The organism is Aestuariispira insulae (genome assembly GCF_003385955.1).
GTDB lineage: Bacteria > Pseudomonadota > Alphaproteobacteria > UBA8366 > Aestuariispiraceae > Aestuariispira > Aestuariispira insulae.
This window is the reverse complement of record NZ_QRDW01000003.1, coordinates 383,022-399,134: the sequence shown is the minus strand read 5'-3', so window position 1 is coordinate 399,134 and position 16,113 is coordinate 383,022. Positions and strand designations below refer to the sequence as shown.

Here is a 16,113-nt window from a genome sequence, read left to right as displayed (position 1 = left end):
AATCGTGGGCTCACATTAGAGAAAAATAGCACACGAATAGTATGTTGTGACATACTAATGTAATGACCTATTCTGCACCACATACCAGCGATGACCAGGCTGATCGGCATGCCGAGGAGATCCAGGTTCTTCTGAATCTACCCGGCCGTGAACGAATAAGATCCTTCTATAATTACTGGCAATCCAAGCGTAAGGGCTCTCGCTTTCCCGAGCGGAGTGACATTGACCCTTTAGAGATCACCTCCCTTCTCGGGCATGTCTTTCTGGCCGATATCCTTGATGAGACCCCCACGGATTACCGGTATCGCCTGGTCGGCACCGATATCGTTGAGATTGATGGGGAATGTACGGGAATGCGTCTGAGTGAAATGCTGCCCGATAGATCCCTGTATCATAATCTCTGGCAGCAATATGACGCGATCAGGGATGGCCGATACTGGCTGCGGGTCGAAACATTGCCGCACCGGCAGAAAGGCCATTTGATTCCCTATGAGGTGCTGTTACTGCCCCTTGTCGATCGAAAGGGGAAAATCGTGATGATTTTTGGATATGCAGCGGCGGGAGACCGGCGAACCGGCTGACAGGGAGCGATGTTTCAGGATTAGATCTGCCAGTGAAAATGCCTGCCCCGGAAAGATCTTCTACCCGGGGCAGGCTTGTCGACGGAACCGAACGATGACAAAACAGGGTTATAGCTGCTTGATCAGGCCTTACGTTGTGCCAGAATTGTGACGGCAATCCCCACACCGATGACGGCCGCGCCGATCCAAGTGGTCAGGCTGTAGCTTTCCCCCATCAAGATTGTACCGGCGCCAAGCCCCACGGCGGCAGCCACATAGCCGATCTGGCTCAGCAGGACCGGACCGCCCCGCTGTTGCAGGCGGAAAAATACCGGGAAAGTCAGGCCGGCGCCGATCATCTGGGCCAGCGCCGCCCAAGGCACCGTTTCAAGTTGGGTAACCGGGATCTCACCTTCCAGGAAGAAAAGAAGACCAACGAAAAGCACCACCGCGAAAGCATGGCTCCAGAAGGCCAGAACATCCGGCAGCGCGCCCTCCGGCCAATCCAGGCTGCGATAGATATTGCCGCAGGCCAGGCTAAACGGAACCGCCAGAGCCGCCAGCAGCCAGACCAGGGGTGGTGCCTCCGGTGCAGCACCACGAGTGATGCTGACCACCGCCGCGCCGATCAATCCAAGCGCAATGCCAAGCAATCCAATGTGATTGGGTGTACGCATACGGAACATTGCCGCCATGGTCAGGGTAAAAACCGGAGAAAGTGCAAACATCAACCCGGCATAACCTGCCCCCACATGGGGGATAACAGCAAAGAGCAGCACATTGGGCAGCACGAATGATATCAGCGCCGAAAAGACGATATAGCGGATCAACCGACCGCGCGGCAGGTTCAGATGGCCTTTGAAAAACAGAAAAGGGAGCAAAAGGGCGGAGGCGCCGACAGACAGCAGCATCGCCCAAAGGAAGGGCGAAACCGCTGCCTCACCGGCAATTTTGCCCAGCGGAAAGTTGAAACCGATCAATGTGCCGGTGACTAACAACAAGACAGAGGGGCTGCCGATCAGGCCGGCTGGGCTTTTCATGGTGCTTTCCGATACAGCAGACATTTTCTTACTCCCGACGGTCAGTATGCGCCATCCGGGAAGGATCCCGCAAAGGCTATTTCATTCAAGGGTTTGCGATTACTTGGAATTTCACGTTCCTGCAGCATATCCGGCAGCTTCGACGGATCGGTCCGGCGGCCGATGGCAATGGCGATTTCGATGCGGAACCGTTCCGGGATCTTGAATTCACGATGGGCCTGTTCGAAATCGATCCCGGCAATGGCATGGACATGATAGTCCATACGGGTGGCCTGCAAGGCGAAATGCGCCCAGGCCGTACCTGAATCCAGGGAATGGTATCGCGATGGCATATCCGGCCGATTCATTGTTTCATCACCCGGCATGATGCTGTCCGATATGACCATGACCAGCGCGGAGGCATCACAGGCCCAGCTGGTATTAAACTCATCCAACTGACAGAGCATACGGTCCCAGTTTTGATCACCCCGGATCGCGTAGAGAAAACGCCACGGCTGGATGTTGAAGGCTGATGGGGCCCAGCGCGCGGCCTCCAGCATGGTGAACAAATCTTCGTCCGGCATTGGCTTGGCATCAAAGGCCCGCGGCGACCAGCGCTCGATGAAGAGCGGGTCAATCGGGTAACTTGGTTTTCTCTGCATGGTCATAATTTCTTCCTTCACTTTCCCTTTGATCCGATATATTCCATCGGTGTGTTGTTTGATGAGATATATATTGACGTTAGATATTCCGACGTCAAATAATATTTTATCGAAATAAAACTTCTTTGGAAAAAATGATGGAAAATCAAGAAGATAAATTTCAGGGTGCGGAAATGCGATCCATTATGGCACAATGGAAACGGGAACGACCCGATATCGACCCGACCCCTATGGCCATATGCGGACAGGTTTGGCGCGCGGCCGACCGGTTAAGAGCGGGCGTCATGGACAACTTGAAACAATATGATCTGGACTTTCCGGGCATGGATGTCCTGCTCACTCTGCGCCGCAACGGAAAAGGCGCAGCTCTCTCCCCTTCAGTTCTGGCCAAAGACATGATGCTGTCCACATCCGCCATGACCAACCGGTTGGACCGGTTGGAAAAACGTGGGCTGGTTCAGCGGCAAAGTGATCCCGGCGACCGACGGGCCCTTAAAATCACCCTGACTGCGGAAGGCCAAACACTTGCCGATGAACTGGTGGTCACCCATACCGCGCGCGAAGCATCCATGCTCGCGGCACTGAGTGAAGAAGAGCAGGCTTTGTTATGCAGACTGTTAGCCAAAGCCGGATGAAGGGCCAATATCAGCCGGTGTTGGCTGTAGGTTTCAAGGAGTGTCCTGAAATCATGGATTGGGGACTTCATCCCATCGGCTAATAATCGCCGCATGGGTGCCGTCCCGCTTCATGTCGCGCAGATGTTTTGAAAAAAGATCGCGTTCCTGATGGCGCTGCCGTTTCTTGGAAAAGGCAAGATAGGCCGGACTAACCTGAAGATCCTCATTCAGCTTCCGGATACCTTTACTGCGCGGATGCCCGATGAAGTTCAGACGGTAGATATAGGGGATTCCATACCTGTCACCGATGATCACATCGACCTGATCAAAGATCAGGGCCTGGATCAGATCCTTGCTGTTCACCACCCTCAGCAAAGGTTTGATAAGCCCCGCCTCGACAGCGCCGTCATATTCAAGGCCATAGCTGAAATCCTGGCGCACGGCAAAACGCTGCCCGGCCAGCGTATCAACCAGTCCTTCATATCGAATTGGAGAGCCCCCGCGCACAAACAATGAAACGGTTTCATCAATCAGCGGTTCGTCACAAAAATCAGCAAATTCGCGGCGCTCGGGATTATCCAAGACGGTGAACAGGGCATCCACCCGGCCATCTTCGAGATACAGAAGCGCCCGGGACCAGGGCAGCAGGACAAGGTCATAGGCCTGGCCTGAACGGTTGAAAACTTCGCGGACGATTTCGACAGAAAGCCCATGCACCTGTCCGTCACGGCTGAATTCATAAGGCGCGAATTCGAACATCGCGACTTTTAAACGCTCGGACGAAAAGGCCACGCCTGAGAATAGGATCAGCGTCAGAAAGACCAGGCCCGATACAACTTTCAAAGGCAGGACACTGGGAAGAATAAATCCGATATGGCTCAAGACACAGTTCCAACGTAAGATTTCCCCCCGTTATTGGAGGGAAATCTTATCGGACTAATCCTAAGATTCCGTTTATCCCAGGACTTTACGGCAAGCGCTCCAGTGCCTGGCCCTGTTCATCAAACAGATGGATATCCGCAGAGGCCGCAGAAACAGCAATGGCCTCGCCTTTTTTCGCCGCACTGGTAAATGGCACGGACATGGTCAGACGCTCCGTATCCGGCAGATGGAAATAGACATATGAAACATCGCCGAGACGCTCCACAACATCAACCCGCCCGGTCAGATGGAAATCCCCATCCGCCCCTTCATTCATATGCTCGGGCCGAACGCCAATCGTCACCGCCTCCCCAACCGTGGCTTTGCCCGGCTTTAGCGGCAAGGTGACCGCGGAACCGCCGCCGGCCGTCACAGTGACCCCTGTATCACTGATCAGGGTAATCTCACCCTTGATGAAATTCATCGACGGCGAGCCGATAAAACCGGCCACAAAGAGATTGCGCGGACTGTTGTAAAGCTCCAGCGGGGCCCCGACCTGCTCCACATTGCCGCCATTCAAAACCACGATCTTATCCGCCAGGGTCATGGCCTCCACCTGATCATGGGTCACATAAATGATCGTGGTCTTCAATTCCTCATGCAGATTGGCGATCTCGATCCGGGTCTGGACCCGCAGCGCCGCATCCAGGTTGGACAACGGCTCGTCGAACAGGAAAACCTTGGGCTGACGCACAATGGCACGGCCAATGGCAACGCGCTGGCGCTGGCCGCCGGACAATTCAGACGGTCGCCGGTCTAACAGTTTGTCCAGTTGCAGGATCTTTGCCGTCTCCCGCACGCGCCGGTCAATCTCAGCCTTATCGGTTTTGCCGAGCTTGAGCCCGAAGGCCATATTCTTATAGACCGTCATATGGGGGTAAAGTGCATAGGACTGGAACACCATCGCAATGCCGCGTTCCTTGGGCCGGTAATCATTGACCCGTTCATCCCCGATATAAAGATCGCCGTCGGTGATATCCTCAAGCCCCGAGATCAGGCGCAAAAGCGTGGATTTACCACAGCCCGACGGGCCGACAAAAACCACAAATTCGCCCTCGCTGATATCCAGATCCACCCCGTGGATCACTTCGGTCGCACCATAGGCCTTTTTGACGTTATTCAATCGAATGCTGGACATGATTGATATCCTTACTTGACCGCGCCAGACGTGATCCCACGGATCAGCTGGCGGGAGAAAATCAGATAGATGATGAGAACCGGCAGAATCGCCATGGTGAGGGAGGCCAGAACAGAATTCCAATCGGTCACATACTGACCGATGAATTGCTGGACACCCAAGGTAATGGTTGCCGTTTCCGGACTGGGTGCCAGAATCAGTGGGAACCACAAATCGTTCCAAATCGGCACCATGGTAAAGACCCCGACGGTTGCGATCGCGGGCCGGACCAGCGGCAGAATGATATGGAAGAAGATCCCATATTCACTGATCCCGTCACAGCGCGCCGCCTCTTTGAGATCACCGGGAATCTGGCGCATGAACTCACTTAGAATAAATATCGCCAGCGGCAGGCTTTGTGCCACATAGACCAGAACCAGGGCGGTCCTTGTATTCGTCAAATCCAGATCCACAATCAATTGCAGGATCGAGACCGAACCCAGCCGGATCGGCACCATGATCCCGATCGCCATATAAATCGAGAGCAAGGTGTTGCCCTTGAACTTATATTCAGACAAGGCCCAGGCGGCCATCGCCCCGATCAGCAGCACAATCGCCAAGGTGATCAGGGTCACGGACAAGCTGTTGAACAAGTAAAGCCCAAAGGAAGATTTGCCCAGGACCTTTTCAAAACCAATCAGGCTGAAACTGTCGATCGTCGGCAGCGCCAGCGGGTCGCGAAAGATCGCCTTCCTTTCCTTGAAACTGTTGGCGATCACAAGGAAGATCGGCCAGAGCGCCAGCACGGTATAGGCACCCAAAATGGCATGCACACCGGCAGCACCCAGGGGTTTTCTCATTTTTTGCATCGACATGACCCCACCCCCCTTACATTGCATAGCGGCGCAGGCGGCGCTGCACACCGAACAGGTAGAAAAGCACACCGACCAAGATCACCAGGAACATGAGAGTCGCCACCGTCGCGCCCATGGTCGGGCTGCCCAGCTGCAGCTGGAATCCGAAGAAGGTGCGATAGAACAGCGTTCCCATGATATCGGTTGAGAAATTCGGCCCGGCCAATGCCCCCTTCACCGCATAAATCAAGTCAAAGGCATTGAAATTGGCGATGAAAGTCAGGATCGAGACCATGGCAATGGTCGGCAGGATCAACGGCAGTTTGATATGCCAAAAGATATGCCAATGATTGGCGCCGTCGATCTCAGCCGCTTCGGTCAGATCTTCGGGGATCAGCAAAAGTGCCGCATAGATCAGGATCATCGGAATGCCGACAAACTGCCAGACAGAAATAAGCGATAATGTCACCAGGGCGGTATTCTCCTGGCCCAGCCAAGGTTCAAACCAATCGACCAGTCCCACATAATAAAGCAGGGTTTCCGAAATCCCCCACAGCGGGCTCAAAATCAGCTGCCAAACGAAGCCGATGATCACCACCGACAGCATGGTCGGCATGAAAATCAATGTCCGGTAGGTAGACCGCAGCCTCAGGCGCGGCAGGCTCAGCAATGCCGCCAGCAAGAGGCCAACCGGATTTTGCACCAGCATATGCACCAGGAAAAAGACCAGGTTGTTATAGAGCGCATTTAAAAAACTCGCGCGCCATTCCGGATCGCCAAGGATCGTCACATAGTTGGCAAAACCGGCATAGCTGATCGCGCCACTATCGTCAGCCGTGAAAAAACTCAGCCGGATCGAATCCAACAGGGGATAGATCATAAACAAGGTGTAGATGAGTACGGCCGGTGCCAGAAAAACGGCAATATGCCATGGGAAACGCCCAAGCCAGCCTGTTTGGGTGGTCTTCATCCCTGATCTCGCATTTATAGTTTTGGAGTGTGCCACAAAGACCTGCCCGGGTCGGAAGACGAACCAACCGGCCCGGGCAAGGCAGGGAGCTTACATCTGCGGCTTATACCACTTGGCCAGACCATCCTGGGTCTTGGCAGCCGCGTCTTCCGGGCTCATGGTGCCGTTCAGCACCTGGGCCGACACGTTCCAAAGCTCGTTTTCCAGGTTCGGCGTGCCACGGCTCAGGATCTGATAGCTGTTCCGGATCGTGGATTTACAGCTGTCGCGCCAGGAGACAAATTCCTGAGCAACCGGATCCTGCACCTCAACCTTATGGTTGGAGAGCGAGAAAAAGCCCGGCAGGGAGTTGGAATAGATCTCGGCAAATTCGGAGGTTGCCATCCAGCTCAGGAATTTCTCGGCCGCTTCCTTATTGGGCGAGGCAGCATTGATGCCAAGCGCAATGTCGGTATGGTCGGAGATATAGCATTCATCCCCATTGGCCGGAACCGGCGGCGGGAAGGCGCCGAATTTGAAGTCGGCCTGGCTGTTGAAAGTGGTGATATCCCAGCTGCCGGCCGGATAGATCGCGGCACGGCCAAGGGTGAAGAGATTCTGGGTGTCCGGATATTTCTGGGCTTTGTAACCGTTGCCCATATAGTCCTTCCACTGGGCGAGATGTTCGAAGGTTTTCACATAGGCGTCATCGGACAGCTTCTCTTTGCCGTCAATCACCGCCTTGCGGCCTTCTTCACCCTTCCAGAAGTTCGGGCCGACATTCTGATAGCCCATGGTGGCCGCTTCCCACTGGTCGGCGGTACCCATGGCGATCGGCACATAACGGGTCTCATCCTTGATCTTCTTCACCGCATCCATGAATTCCGGAATGGTTTTCGGAACATCGATGCCGACTTCCTCAAAGATCTCCTTGTTATAGATAAAACCGTGGATCACGGACGCCATCGGCAGGCAGAAGGTCGCTTTGCCATCATCTGTCTGCCAGGCGCTTTTGGCCACATCGGAGAAATTGTCCATACCGTCAAGGCTGCCCAGATCCGTCAGATGACCCTTGTTGTAAAGATCAAGGGATGCGTCAAACGGACGGCAGGTGATCAGATCACCCGCAGTGCCGCCCGCCAATTTGGCATTCAGGCCGGCATTGTAATCCGCCGGGGGTGTCGGCGCGAAGGTCACCTTGATATCGGGGTGAACCTTGTTAAAGGCCGGAATGATTTTCTCATTCCAGATATCCGCATCATCATTGCGCCAGCTTTCAATCGTCAGGCTGGCGTCGGCCACCGCCGCACTCATACCAAGCCCAACCACAACACCTGTCAACGCAGTCGTGCTGATCAGCTTCTTCATCATTTATCTTCTCCCCTGTCCTTGGATAGATTGATAATTAAAACAAGTCTTTACAAAGTTACTAAGGTACCAGATCCGGCTTCTTGTTTTTATTGAGCCTGGATCAAATTCATGACCGAGCGAACGTCGCCGCCATTGTCATTCAACCGCCTGTCGGCATCTTCCGGCGCCATGCCCATGGCCACCAGAATCGCAGGCTTAACCTTTCCTTGCGTCCGGCCAAGCGCATCCTTGGCCGCCGCCTCGTCACATTCGGCGATGACGGACACAATCCGGATCGCACGCTCACGCAGTTTGATATTGTCGGCCTCGACCGAAACCATCATGCCGTCGATCACATGCCCCATACGGGTCATCACCAGGGATGACAGCATGCCAAGGGTCGCTTTTTGCGCTGTGCCCGCACCAAGCCTTGTCGAACCGGCAATCACTTCCAATCCGGTTTCAATACAGATCGGAAATTCGGCGGCATCCAGCAAACGGCAGCCGGGTGTATTGGCGATGGCAACGGTCAATGCCCCGCGTTCACGGGCGGCTTCCAACGCAGCAACCGTATAGGGCGTACCGCCGCTGGCGGCCACACCGATCACCACATCGGCCTCACCAAGATGGTAATGAGCCACCTCCTGACGCGCAGCATCCGCATCATCTTCCGAAGCCCCCTCCAGCGAGAGCCTGGCGGCGCTGCCGCCGGCCATCAGGAAGGTTAGGCGCTCGCGCGGCCAGCCAAAAGTCGGCGGCAGTTCCATGCCGTCCTGGGTTGCCAGCAGCCCTGATGATCCGGCCCCGACATAAACAAGGCGGGCATCCCCGGCTTTCAATCGGGTCACAATTGCCTGTGCCGCCGCGGCAATGGAAGGGAGGGCCGGGCGCACAGCCGCCACCGCGGCCATTTGGCTATCCCAAAGGGCGGACAGCACATCCTCGTCCCCCCAGGTATCCAACCCTTTGTATTTGGGCGATATCCGCTCTGACTCACGCATGGTTCCTACCAGTAACAAATCCAATCTAGATACCAATATAATACCAAATGGACATAATTGGCGACTCTTTTTTCAGAAATTTTTCACAAACACCACCACACCCTCAGTGAATCGAGTATATCATGCTGTTTTTATTGATATATTTATTTGTTGAATTTGAAACTATATGGAAATTGGTTTTAGAAACGAAATATTGGTCTCTTATTGGTATTGATTGAATTTGAAATCCTGTTACTATTGGTATCTAGAGTGTTAAAATAAAAAACCATAACGGACAGGCATAACATGACGGTCGAGATGTTCCTGGGCATTGATGGAGGCGGCACCAACTGTCGGGCGCGCCTGGTGGATGCGGATGGCACGGTCCTGGGCGAAGGACGGGCGGGCCCCTCCAATACCACCCTTGGTATTGACCAGGCCTTTGGCGAGATCCTGAAAGCCGCCTACGCCGCCTGCGACCAGGCCGGTCTGGATAAAAGCACCTTTTCCCATACCCATGCCGGTTTTGGCCTGGCCGGACTGCCCGATGGGCGCGACCGAAACCGGTTGCTAAACTATCCCCACCCCTTTGCGTCGCTCGCGGTCAATACGGATGCCCATACCGCCTGTCTGGGCGCCCATGGAGGCCGCAATGGCGGCATCGTCATTTTCGGGACCGGCAGCTGTGGCTATGCCATCCTTGAGGGCCGCGGCCATAATGTGGGCGGCTGGGGCTTCAGGCTCTCAGACCACGCCAGTGGTGCCTGGGTCGGTAAACGGGCCGTCCAGGCCGCTCTTCAATCCTTTGATGGCATCCTGCCCCCCTCCACATTGGCAGAGGACATCATGGCGGAATTTGCCAACAGCGCCGAACAAGCGGTGATCTGGGCAGAAACCGCCCGCCCGGTGGACTATGGTGCGATCGCCCCGAAAGTGGTCAGCCGTGCCGAAAGCGGGGATGCACTTGCCCGCAACCTGATGCTGCAGGCGGCAGAGGAAGCGACCCATCTGATCCAGGCCGTTGCAGCAAAAGGCGTGGCGCAGATTGCCTGCCTGGGCGGATTTTTCAAATATCTCAGCCCCTGGCTGCCGGACAAGATCAATCATCTGCTGGTCACCGCCAAAGGTGATCCGCTGGATGGCGCCATTCGAATGGCTCGCAACGCCCAGGCGGAGGGCAATACCAATGTATAAATCCGTAATGGACTCCCTGCGCGACGAAGCGGGCCTCGACAGCCAGAGTGCGACACCGCTTTACAAGCGGCTGCAGAACGGCATCCGCAATGCGGTGGAAAAAGGCGTCATCAAAGGCGAGGAGGCCCTGCCGCCCGAGAGGGATCTTGCCAACACACTTGGTGTTTCCCGGGTGACCGTACGCAAGGCGGTGGGCAATCTGGTGGAAGAAGGGCTGCTGGTCCAGCGCCAGGGAGCAGGCACATTCGTCGCCCAGCGCGTGGAACAGCCGCTTTCCAGGCTCACAGGCTTCACGGAAGACATGAAAGACCGCGGCATGGCACCCTCGGTCAAATGGCTGGACCGGGCCATTGGATTTGCCACGCCGGACGAGGCCATCGCCCTCAACCTGTCGCCCGGTGCCCCGGTCTCCAGGCTATATCGTATCCGTTATGCGGATGACAAACCCATGTGCCTGGAACAGGCCACCCTGCCCAGCGACATCCTGCCCGATCCGACGGAAGTCAGCCATTCATTGTATCTGGTGTTGGAAAAACAAAATAGCCGACCGGTGCGCGCACTCCAAAAACTGCGCGCCCAATTGTTCGAGATGGAACAGGCCCATCTGCTGCATGTGCAGCCCGGCACCGCCTGTCTCTATATCGAACGCCGCTCTTTCTTAAACAGCGGCCGGCCCATCGAATTCGTGCGCTCCTATTATCGGGGCGATTCCTATGACTTCATCGCGGAGCTGCAACTATGACCGCCTTACCAGAAATAAGGAACGACGCCATGACCCTGATGGAAAGCGAAGCCAGGGAAGCACCCGACGTGGTTGCGCGACAGCTGGCGGCCAACGAAGATGCCTGCACCCGTCTGGCCGACCATTTCAAGGACCGGCCGCTGCGCATGATTGCCACTTGCGCAAGGGGCAGTTCGGACCATGCCGCGGCTTATGCAAAATACCTGATGGAAACCGAACTGGGTCTGCCGGTGATTTCTTCCGCCCCCTCCATGGGATCAATCTATAACCGGCCGATGAATTTGCAGGATACGCTGTTCATCGTGATTTCCCAGTCCGGCAAAAGCCCGGATCTGGTGGCCAATGCGGCTTGGGCCAAACGCAACGGTGCCTTTATCCTGGCCCTGGTTAATGTGGAAGGCTCCCCCGTCACCGAGATCGCCGATATGGTGATCCCGCTTCATGCCGGTGCGGAAAATAGCGTCGCGGCGACCAAAAGCTATATTGCCTCCCTGACCGCAATCCTGCAGGTCACCGCCTATCTGAGCGGATCGGACACCTTGATCAATGCCGCCAAGGCCCTGCCGGACCAGTTGCGCCAAGCGGTCGATCTGAATTGGTCGAAAGCTGTCGTCCCTCTGGCGGCCAGCGATGACCTGCTGGTGATCGGGCGCGGTCTCGGCTTTGGCATCGCCCAGGAAGCGGCACTCAAATTCAAGGAGACCAGCGCGCTGCATGCCGAGGCCTTCAGCGCGGCGGAAGTCATGCATGGGCCTTTGGCCCTGGTCCAGGACCGTTATCCTCTGCTGGTCTTCAGCCAGCAGGATGAAACCCGTGATGGTGTGAAGGAACTGGTCACCAACCTGCGGTCCAAAGGCGCACGCGCCTTTGTCGCCGAAACCGAAGGCAAAAGCGATTGGCATTTGCCAATCGTGCCAGACATGCCCGCTGCCACCGCCCCGATCGCCATGATCCAGAGCTTTTACCTGCTGGTGAATGCCATTGCGCTGGCCCGTGGCTATGATCCGGACCGCCCGGCCAATCTTCAAAAAGTGACGGAGACCCTTTGATGGATCAGATCCTGGTCAATGGCCGGATTTTCGATGGCGAGGAAATCCTTGAGGATAAGGCGGTCCAGATTGCCGACAGCCGGATCGAAGGCCTGATCAACGCCGAAGACGGTCGGGGCGAGAGGATCGATCTTGATGGCCAGCTGCTGGCCCCCGGCTTCGTGGATGTCCAGGTGAATGGTGGTGGCGGGGTTATGTTCAATAACAGCACCACCCCCGAAGGCATCGCCACCATGGTTGAGGGCCATCGCCCTTATGGCAGCACCACCCTGATCCCGACCCTAATTAGTGATGATTGGTCTGTGATGGAGCAGGCGGCAGACGCCATGCGCACCGCCATCGCCGCCGATTTGCCCGGTGTCCGGGGCATTCATTTCGAAGGCCCTTATCTCAACAAGGCCCGCAAGGGTGTACATTCGGAAGAAATCATCCGCCCGGTGGATGACCGGGCCATTGGCCTGCTGACCGGCGGTGGCATGGGCATTGTTGTCCATACGCTTGCACCGGAATGTGTTGATCCCCGCTATATCCGCCAGCTTGATGAAGCCGGTGTTCGGGTTTGCGCCGGCCATACCGCAGGCACTTTCCGTGATATCGAGATCGCACTGGAAAACGGCCTGGCCGGTTTTACCCATCTCTATAACGCCATGTCGCCCCTGACCGGGCGTGAACCCGGTGTTGTCGGGGCCGCGATGGAAAATGACAGCGGCTGGTGCGGCATCATTGCCGATGGCTTTCACGTCCATGACGCCAGCCTGATCATCGCGATCAAATCAAAACCCCGGGGCAAGATCATGCTGGTGACCGATGCCATGGCAACGGTCGGCGCAGCAGAAAAAAGCTTCACACTTTATGGTCAGACCATCTATGCCGAAGGGGGCAAATGCGCCACTGCAGACGGCACCCTGGCCGGATCGGATCTGGATATGGCAACCGCGGTCAGAAATACCATCCACCGGCTGGGCCAGCCAATTGAGGAATCCCTGCGCATGGCATCGCTTTACCCGGCCCAATTCCTGGGCCTGGATGACCGAATCGGCCGGATCAAAGCCGGATATGATGCCGACCTTGTTCTATTGGACAGCGATTTTGCCGTTCAAAAGACCTGGATCAAGGGATCAGGGCAAAACCATCACTGATAAGGGATAAGCATGACGCAGCGGGTATTGATTGTCGGGCTCGGCAATATGGGGCTCAGCCATGCACGGGCCTATCACCGCCTGGACGGGTTCGAGATCGCGGGACTTTGCAGCCGCTCGGCCAGCACCATCACGGATCTAGATGAAGACCTGGCCACCTATCCCCGCTTTGACGAATATGAAACCGCGCTCAAAGAGTTGAAGCCGGATATTGTCTGCATCTGCACATGGCCCGATAGCCACGCGGATTTTGCCAGGAAGGCCTTTGCCGCCGGGGCCCATGTCTTCCTGGAAAAACCACTGGCCGAAACCCTGGAAGATGCCCGCACCGTCATTGCCGCAGCCACTAGCGCCAACCGCAAGCTGGTGGTTGGCTATATCCTGCGCCAGCATCCAAGCTGGCAGAAATTCATCGAGATTGCCCAGACTTTGGGCAAGCCGCTGGTCATGCGTATGAATTTGAACCAACAGAGCAGCGGCGCCATGTGGACCGTCCACAAGAACCTGATGAACAGCATCAGCCCGATTGTCGATTGCGGGGTTCATTATGTGGATGTCATGTGCCAGATGACTCGTGCAAAGCCGGTTTCCGTCCATGCCATCGGCGTGTGTCTGACGGAAGAGATCGCCCCCAATATGTATAATTACGGCCAGTTGCAGGTTCGTTTCGATGACGGATCCGTCGGCTGGTACGAGGCGGGCTGGGGCCCGATGATGAGCGAGACCGCCTTTTTCGTCAAAGACGTGATCGGCCCGGAAGGATCGGTCAGCATTGTCGCCGCCGAGCAATCGGGCCAGGGGCATCAATCGGATGATGTGAATGCCCATACCAAGACCGACCGGTTGCGCATCCATCATGCGGACCTGGACCATACCGGCCGTTTCCGCCATCAGGACGATCTGATAAGCATGAAGGAAGAACCGGATCACGACGCTCTTTGTGCGCGCGAGCAGGCTTATCTGCTGGAAGCGATTGAAAAAGACATCGATCTCACCAGCCATCTGGAAGATGCCCTGAATTCCATGGCCATCGTCCTGGCTGCTGATCAATCAGTAAGAACCGGCGAAGTCGTCAGGCTATAGCCGATCATTACTCAAAAAGCCGCTTGATCCCTGAGATCTGATACTCATACTTGCTTTATATTTATCAAATCGCTGCAAGATTGAAGAATTTTGGGGAAAGCAATATGGACTGGCTGACATTTATATCCAATCTGGTCAGCGCGCTGGCTTGGCCCGTCGCCGCCGTTACCGGATTTCTGATGCTGCGTAAACCGGTCCTGGCTTTGCTGCCCGGCATCACAAAAGTGAAAATCAGCGAATTTGAAGCCGAGTTTGCCAAAGATCTGCAACAGATCAAAAGACATACTGAGGCCGATAGCGACATTCAGGCCGTTCAGGATAAAGCCCTGCGGTCACGTGGTCAGGAGCTGTCCGACATGGCTACATTCGGCCCCAAAGCGGCTGTCCTGGAGGCCTGGATCGAATTGGAAACGGCGGCAAAATCCCTGCTGATGGCCCATGGCCAATCCCTGGATTATAACAGCCGCGCGCCATATCTGCTGATTGGCCAGATGCTGCAGGACCATGATCTGCTGGCGAACAAGGATCTTACAATTTATCACGAATTGCGCGACCTGCGGAACAAGGTGGCCCACTGGGACCATTTTCAGATCACTACCGAACAATCCCGGGAGTATGTGAAACTGGCCCTGCAACTGGCCGGGAAACTGGTCCCCCGAGGCGCGCATCAAGCAAAAGCGGTTAGAACCGGTTGATTCCGGCCCGGCAGATCTATCAGCGGCCCTTGTAACGATCCCACCAGCGCCCGGCATGATGCCGGGCCTGGTCAAGTTCGGTCTGGCTGAGATGCGGGTGCACGGTTTTGGAAAAGTCATGGGCTTTGTCATGGCCCAACTTGCCCGCAATGATCAGCCAGCCATAGGTCAGGACCGGGTCTTTTTCCACCAGCTTGCCCGACCAATAGGTGACCCCGATATCAAAGGCAGCCGCACCGTTGCCCTGCAGGGCCGAGCGCTCAAACCAATGAAGTGCCCGCTCACCGCTAGCCTGAACGCCTTTTCCCGTTGAATAGAGAATTCCTAAGAAAAGCTGGGCCGCATCATGCCCGCCATGGGCGGCTTTTTCAGTCCAGTAAAAAGCGCGCCCCTGATCCTTTGACAGGCCGTGGCCATGGGCATAGGCCTGGCCCATCAAATATTGCGCTCCCGATACTTCCTTTTGCGCCGCGCGCTCCAACAGCGGCATCGCCCGGCCATAATCCCGCGGCACCGCCTCGCCGGCATAATAAAGCCGTCCCAAATGATAATGCGCCTCCGGATGATCCTGGCCCTTTGACAATCCCTCATAGAGCTCCACCGCCTTTTCCGGATTCCGGCGGACACCAATACCTTTGAGATACATATCCGCCAAAGCCAGGATGGCCCTGGCCGACCCTTGTTCCGCCGCCGCCTTCATATACTTATAGGCTTCATGCGGCTTCTTTGGGGTACCGAAGCCGTCCCGATACATTACCGCCAGGTCTATCTCCGCCTCAAGAATGCCATTCGCGGCAGAGGCCTTGGCCCAATTGAAAGCGGCGATATGATCCGCCCTAATACCTTGCCCCCTGGCATAGAGGCGCGACAGGGTCAGCTGCGCCCCGCCATGGCCCGCTTCCGCCGCTTGTTTTGCCCAATGGAAAGCCTGGCGGTAATCCCTCTGATCCTTGTGGGCCAGACTGAAAAACAGCGCCAGTTCCGCCTGGGCATGATGATCACCGTCTTTCGCAAACGGTTCCAGCAGGGCAATGGCACGTTTGTGATCGCCCGCCCGAAAAGCCTGAATCGCATCCTTTTTCACATCCGCCAAGGCCCCGCCAAGGGCTGTGGCCAGCAACAATAACGACGCGAAACAAGTGACAATCGATTTCACGAACCGGGCTCCCTCGGCAACAATTC

Annotated in this window: 17 protein-coding genes; 8 read left to right on the top strand and 9 right to left on the bottom strand. The window is 56.0% G+C overall.

Annotation, left to right across the window (positions count from 1 at the left end):
- Nucleotides 1–62 precede the first annotated feature (62 nt).
- The gene (locus tag DFP90_RS10835) at nt 63–581 is read left to right on the top strand and encodes a PAS domain-containing protein (protein ID WP_115936469.1); all 519 of its coding nucleotides are present in this window, start codon (nt 63–65) and stop codon (nt 579–581) included.
- A gap of 122 nt (nt 582–703) precedes the next feature.
- Here DFP90_RS10835 and DFP90_RS10830 read toward each other — a convergent pair whose 3' ends face one another.
- Entirely contained in the window at nt 704–1,624 is a 921-nt protein-coding gene (locus DFP90_RS10830; protein WP_218044640.1) for a DMT family transporter, read from the bottom strand.
- A 17-nt stretch (nt 1,625–1,641) separates the two neighbouring features.
- Entirely contained in the window at nt 1,642–2,247 is a 606-nt protein-coding gene (locus tag DFP90_RS10825; protein ID WP_218044639.1) for a nitroreductase family protein, read from the bottom strand.
- Between the two features lie 167 nt (nt 2,248–2,414).
- Here DFP90_RS10825 and DFP90_RS10820 point away from each other — a divergent pair, with 167 nt between their 5' ends.
- Nucleotides 2,415–2,876 carry a MarR family winged helix-turn-helix transcriptional regulator gene (locus DFP90_RS10820; RefSeq protein ID WP_115936530.1) on the top strand — a complete coding sequence of 154 codons (462 nt, stop codon included), beginning with the start codon at nt 2,415–2,417 and terminating at the stop codon, nt 2,874–2,876.
- Between the two features lie 51 nt (nt 2,877–2,927).
- On the opposite strand, the gene DFP90_RS10815 is transcribed toward DFP90_RS10820, so the two are convergent.
- From DFP90_RS10815 to DFP90_RS10790, 6 genes are all read right to left on the bottom strand, one after another.
- Nucleotides 2,928–3,740, bottom strand: coding sequence for a substrate-binding periplasmic protein (locus tag DFP90_RS10815; protein ID WP_115936468.1), 813 nt, complete (start codon nt 3,738–3,740; stop codon nt 2,928–2,930).
- A gap of 85 nt (nt 3,741–3,825) precedes the next feature.
- On the bottom strand, nt 3,826–4,917 hold the full coding sequence (locus DFP90_RS10810) for an ABC transporter ATP-binding protein (protein WP_115936467.1): 1,092 nt from the start codon (nt 4,915–4,917) through the stop codon (nt 3,826–3,828).
- Nucleotides 4,918–4,928: 11 nt separating this feature from the next.
- Entirely contained in the window at nt 4,929–5,771 is an 843-nt protein-coding gene (locus tag DFP90_RS10805) for a carbohydrate ABC transporter permease (protein ID WP_115936466.1), read from the bottom strand.
- A gap of 13 nt (nt 5,772–5,784) precedes the next feature.
- On the bottom strand, nt 5,785–6,720 hold the full coding sequence (locus DFP90_RS10800) for a carbohydrate ABC transporter permease (RefSeq protein ID WP_115936465.1): 936 nt from the start codon (nt 6,718–6,720) through the stop codon (nt 5,785–5,787).
- Nucleotides 6,721–6,810: 90 nt separating this feature from the next.
- Nucleotides 6,811–8,070, bottom strand: coding sequence for an ABC transporter substrate-binding protein (locus DFP90_RS10795; RefSeq protein ID WP_115936464.1), 1,260 nt, complete (start codon nt 8,068–8,070; stop codon nt 6,811–6,813).
- A gap of 86 nt (nt 8,071–8,156) precedes the next feature.
- Nucleotides 8,157–9,050, bottom strand: a complete 894-nt coding sequence (locus DFP90_RS10790; RefSeq protein WP_115936463.1) for an N-acetylmuramic acid 6-phosphate etherase — start codon at nt 9,048–9,050, stop codon at nt 8,157–8,159.
- Nucleotides 9,051–9,335: 285 nt separating this feature from the next.
- Between DFP90_RS10790 and DFP90_RS10785 the strand changes: the two genes are divergently transcribed.
- From DFP90_RS10785 to DFP90_RS10760, 6 genes are all read left to right on the top strand, one after another.
- Nucleotides 9,336–10,223: a glucosamine kinase nucleotide-binding domain-containing protein gene (locus tag DFP90_RS10785; protein WP_115936462.1), complete on the top strand. Its 888-nt coding sequence runs from the start codon at nt 9,336–9,338 to the stop codon at nt 10,221–10,223.
- A complete protein-coding gene (locus DFP90_RS10780; protein ID WP_218044638.1) occupies nt 10,216–10,965 on the top strand; it encodes a GntR family transcriptional regulator in 750 nt (249 codons plus the stop codon). The genes DFP90_RS10785 and DFP90_RS10780 overlap by 8 nt, the downstream gene beginning before the upstream one ends.
- A complete protein-coding gene (locus DFP90_RS10775) occupies nt 10,962–12,014 on the top strand; it encodes an SIS domain-containing protein (protein WP_115936461.1) in 1,053 nt (350 codons plus the stop codon). The genes DFP90_RS10780 and DFP90_RS10775 overlap by 4 nt, the downstream gene beginning before the upstream one ends.
- The gene (nagA, locus tag DFP90_RS10770; protein ID WP_115936460.1) at nt 12,014–13,153 is read left to right on the top strand and encodes an N-acetylglucosamine-6-phosphate deacetylase; all 1,140 of its coding nucleotides are present in this window, start codon (nt 12,014–12,016) and stop codon (nt 13,151–13,153) included. The genes DFP90_RS10775 and nagA overlap by 1 nt, the downstream gene beginning before the upstream one ends.
- A 12-nt stretch (nt 13,154–13,165) precedes the next feature.
- A complete protein-coding gene (locus DFP90_RS10765; RefSeq protein WP_115936459.1) occupies nt 13,166–14,236 on the top strand; it encodes a Gfo/Idh/MocA family protein in 1,071 nt (356 codons plus the stop codon).
- A gap of 104 nt (nt 14,237–14,340) precedes the next feature.
- Nucleotides 14,341–14,931 carry a hypothetical protein gene (locus tag DFP90_RS10760; RefSeq protein ID WP_147300990.1) on the top strand — a complete coding sequence of 197 codons (591 nt, stop codon included), beginning with the start codon at nt 14,341–14,343 and terminating at the stop codon, nt 14,929–14,931.
- Nucleotides 14,932–14,950: 19 nt separating this feature from the next.
- On the opposite strand, the gene DFP90_RS10755 is transcribed toward DFP90_RS10760, so the two are convergent.
- On the bottom strand, nt 14,951–16,087 hold the full coding sequence (locus DFP90_RS10755; RefSeq protein ID WP_115936457.1) for a tetratricopeptide repeat protein: 1,137 nt from the start codon (nt 16,085–16,087) through the stop codon (nt 14,951–14,953).
- Nucleotides 16,088–16,113 lie beyond the last annotated feature (26 nt).

Coding starts and splice junctions, on each gene's coding strand:
- DFP90_RS10800 (WP_115936465.1), bottom strand. CDS start 6,720: ATGAAGACCACCCAAACAGGCTGGCTTGGGCGTTTCCCATGGCATATT.
- DFP90_RS10810 (WP_115936467.1), bottom strand. CDS start 4,917: ATGTCCAGCATTCGATTGAATAACGTCAAAAAGGCCTATGGTGCGACC.
- DFP90_RS10795 (WP_115936464.1), bottom strand. CDS start 8,070: ATGATGAAGAAGCTGATCAGCACGACTGCGTTGACAGGTGTTGTGGTT.
- DFP90_RS10760 (WP_147300990.1), top strand. CDS start 14,341: ATGGACTGGCTGACATTTATATCCAATCTGGTCAGCGCGCTGGCTTGG.
- DFP90_RS10765 (WP_115936459.1), top strand. CDS start 13,166: ATGACGCAGCGGGTATTGATTGTCGGGCTCGGCAATATGGGGCTCAGC.
- DFP90_RS10825 (WP_218044639.1), bottom strand. CDS start 2,247: ATGACCATGCAGAGAAAACCAAGTTACCCGATTGACCCGCTCTTCATC.
- DFP90_RS10835 (WP_115936469.1), top strand. CDS start 63: ATGACCTATTCTGCACCACATACCAGCGATGACCAGGCTGATCGGCAT.
- DFP90_RS10830 (WP_218044640.1), bottom strand. CDS start 1,624: ATGTCTGCTGTATCGGAAAGCACCATGAAAAGCCCAGCCGGCCTGATC.
- DFP90_RS10785 (WP_115936462.1), top strand. CDS start 9,336: ATGACGGTCGAGATGTTCCTGGGCATTGATGGAGGCGGCACCAACTGT.
- DFP90_RS10790 (WP_115936463.1), bottom strand. CDS start 9,050: ATGCGTGAGTCAGAGCGGATATCGCCCAAATACAAAGGGTTGGATACC.
- DFP90_RS10775 (WP_115936461.1), top strand. CDS start 10,962: ATGACCGCCTTACCAGAAATAAGGAACGACGCCATGACCCTGATGGAA.
- nagA (WP_115936460.1), top strand. CDS start 12,014: ATGGATCAGATCCTGGTCAATGGCCGGATTTTCGATGGCGAGGAAATC.
- DFP90_RS10805 (WP_115936466.1), bottom strand. CDS start 5,771: ATGTCGATGCAAAAAATGAGAAAACCCCTGGGTGCTGCCGGTGTGCAT.
- DFP90_RS10820 (WP_115936530.1), top strand. CDS start 2,415: ATGCGATCCATTATGGCACAATGGAAACGGGAACGACCCGATATCGAC.
- DFP90_RS10780 (WP_218044638.1), top strand. CDS start 10,216: ATGTATAAATCCGTAATGGACTCCCTGCGCGACGAAGCGGGCCTCGAC.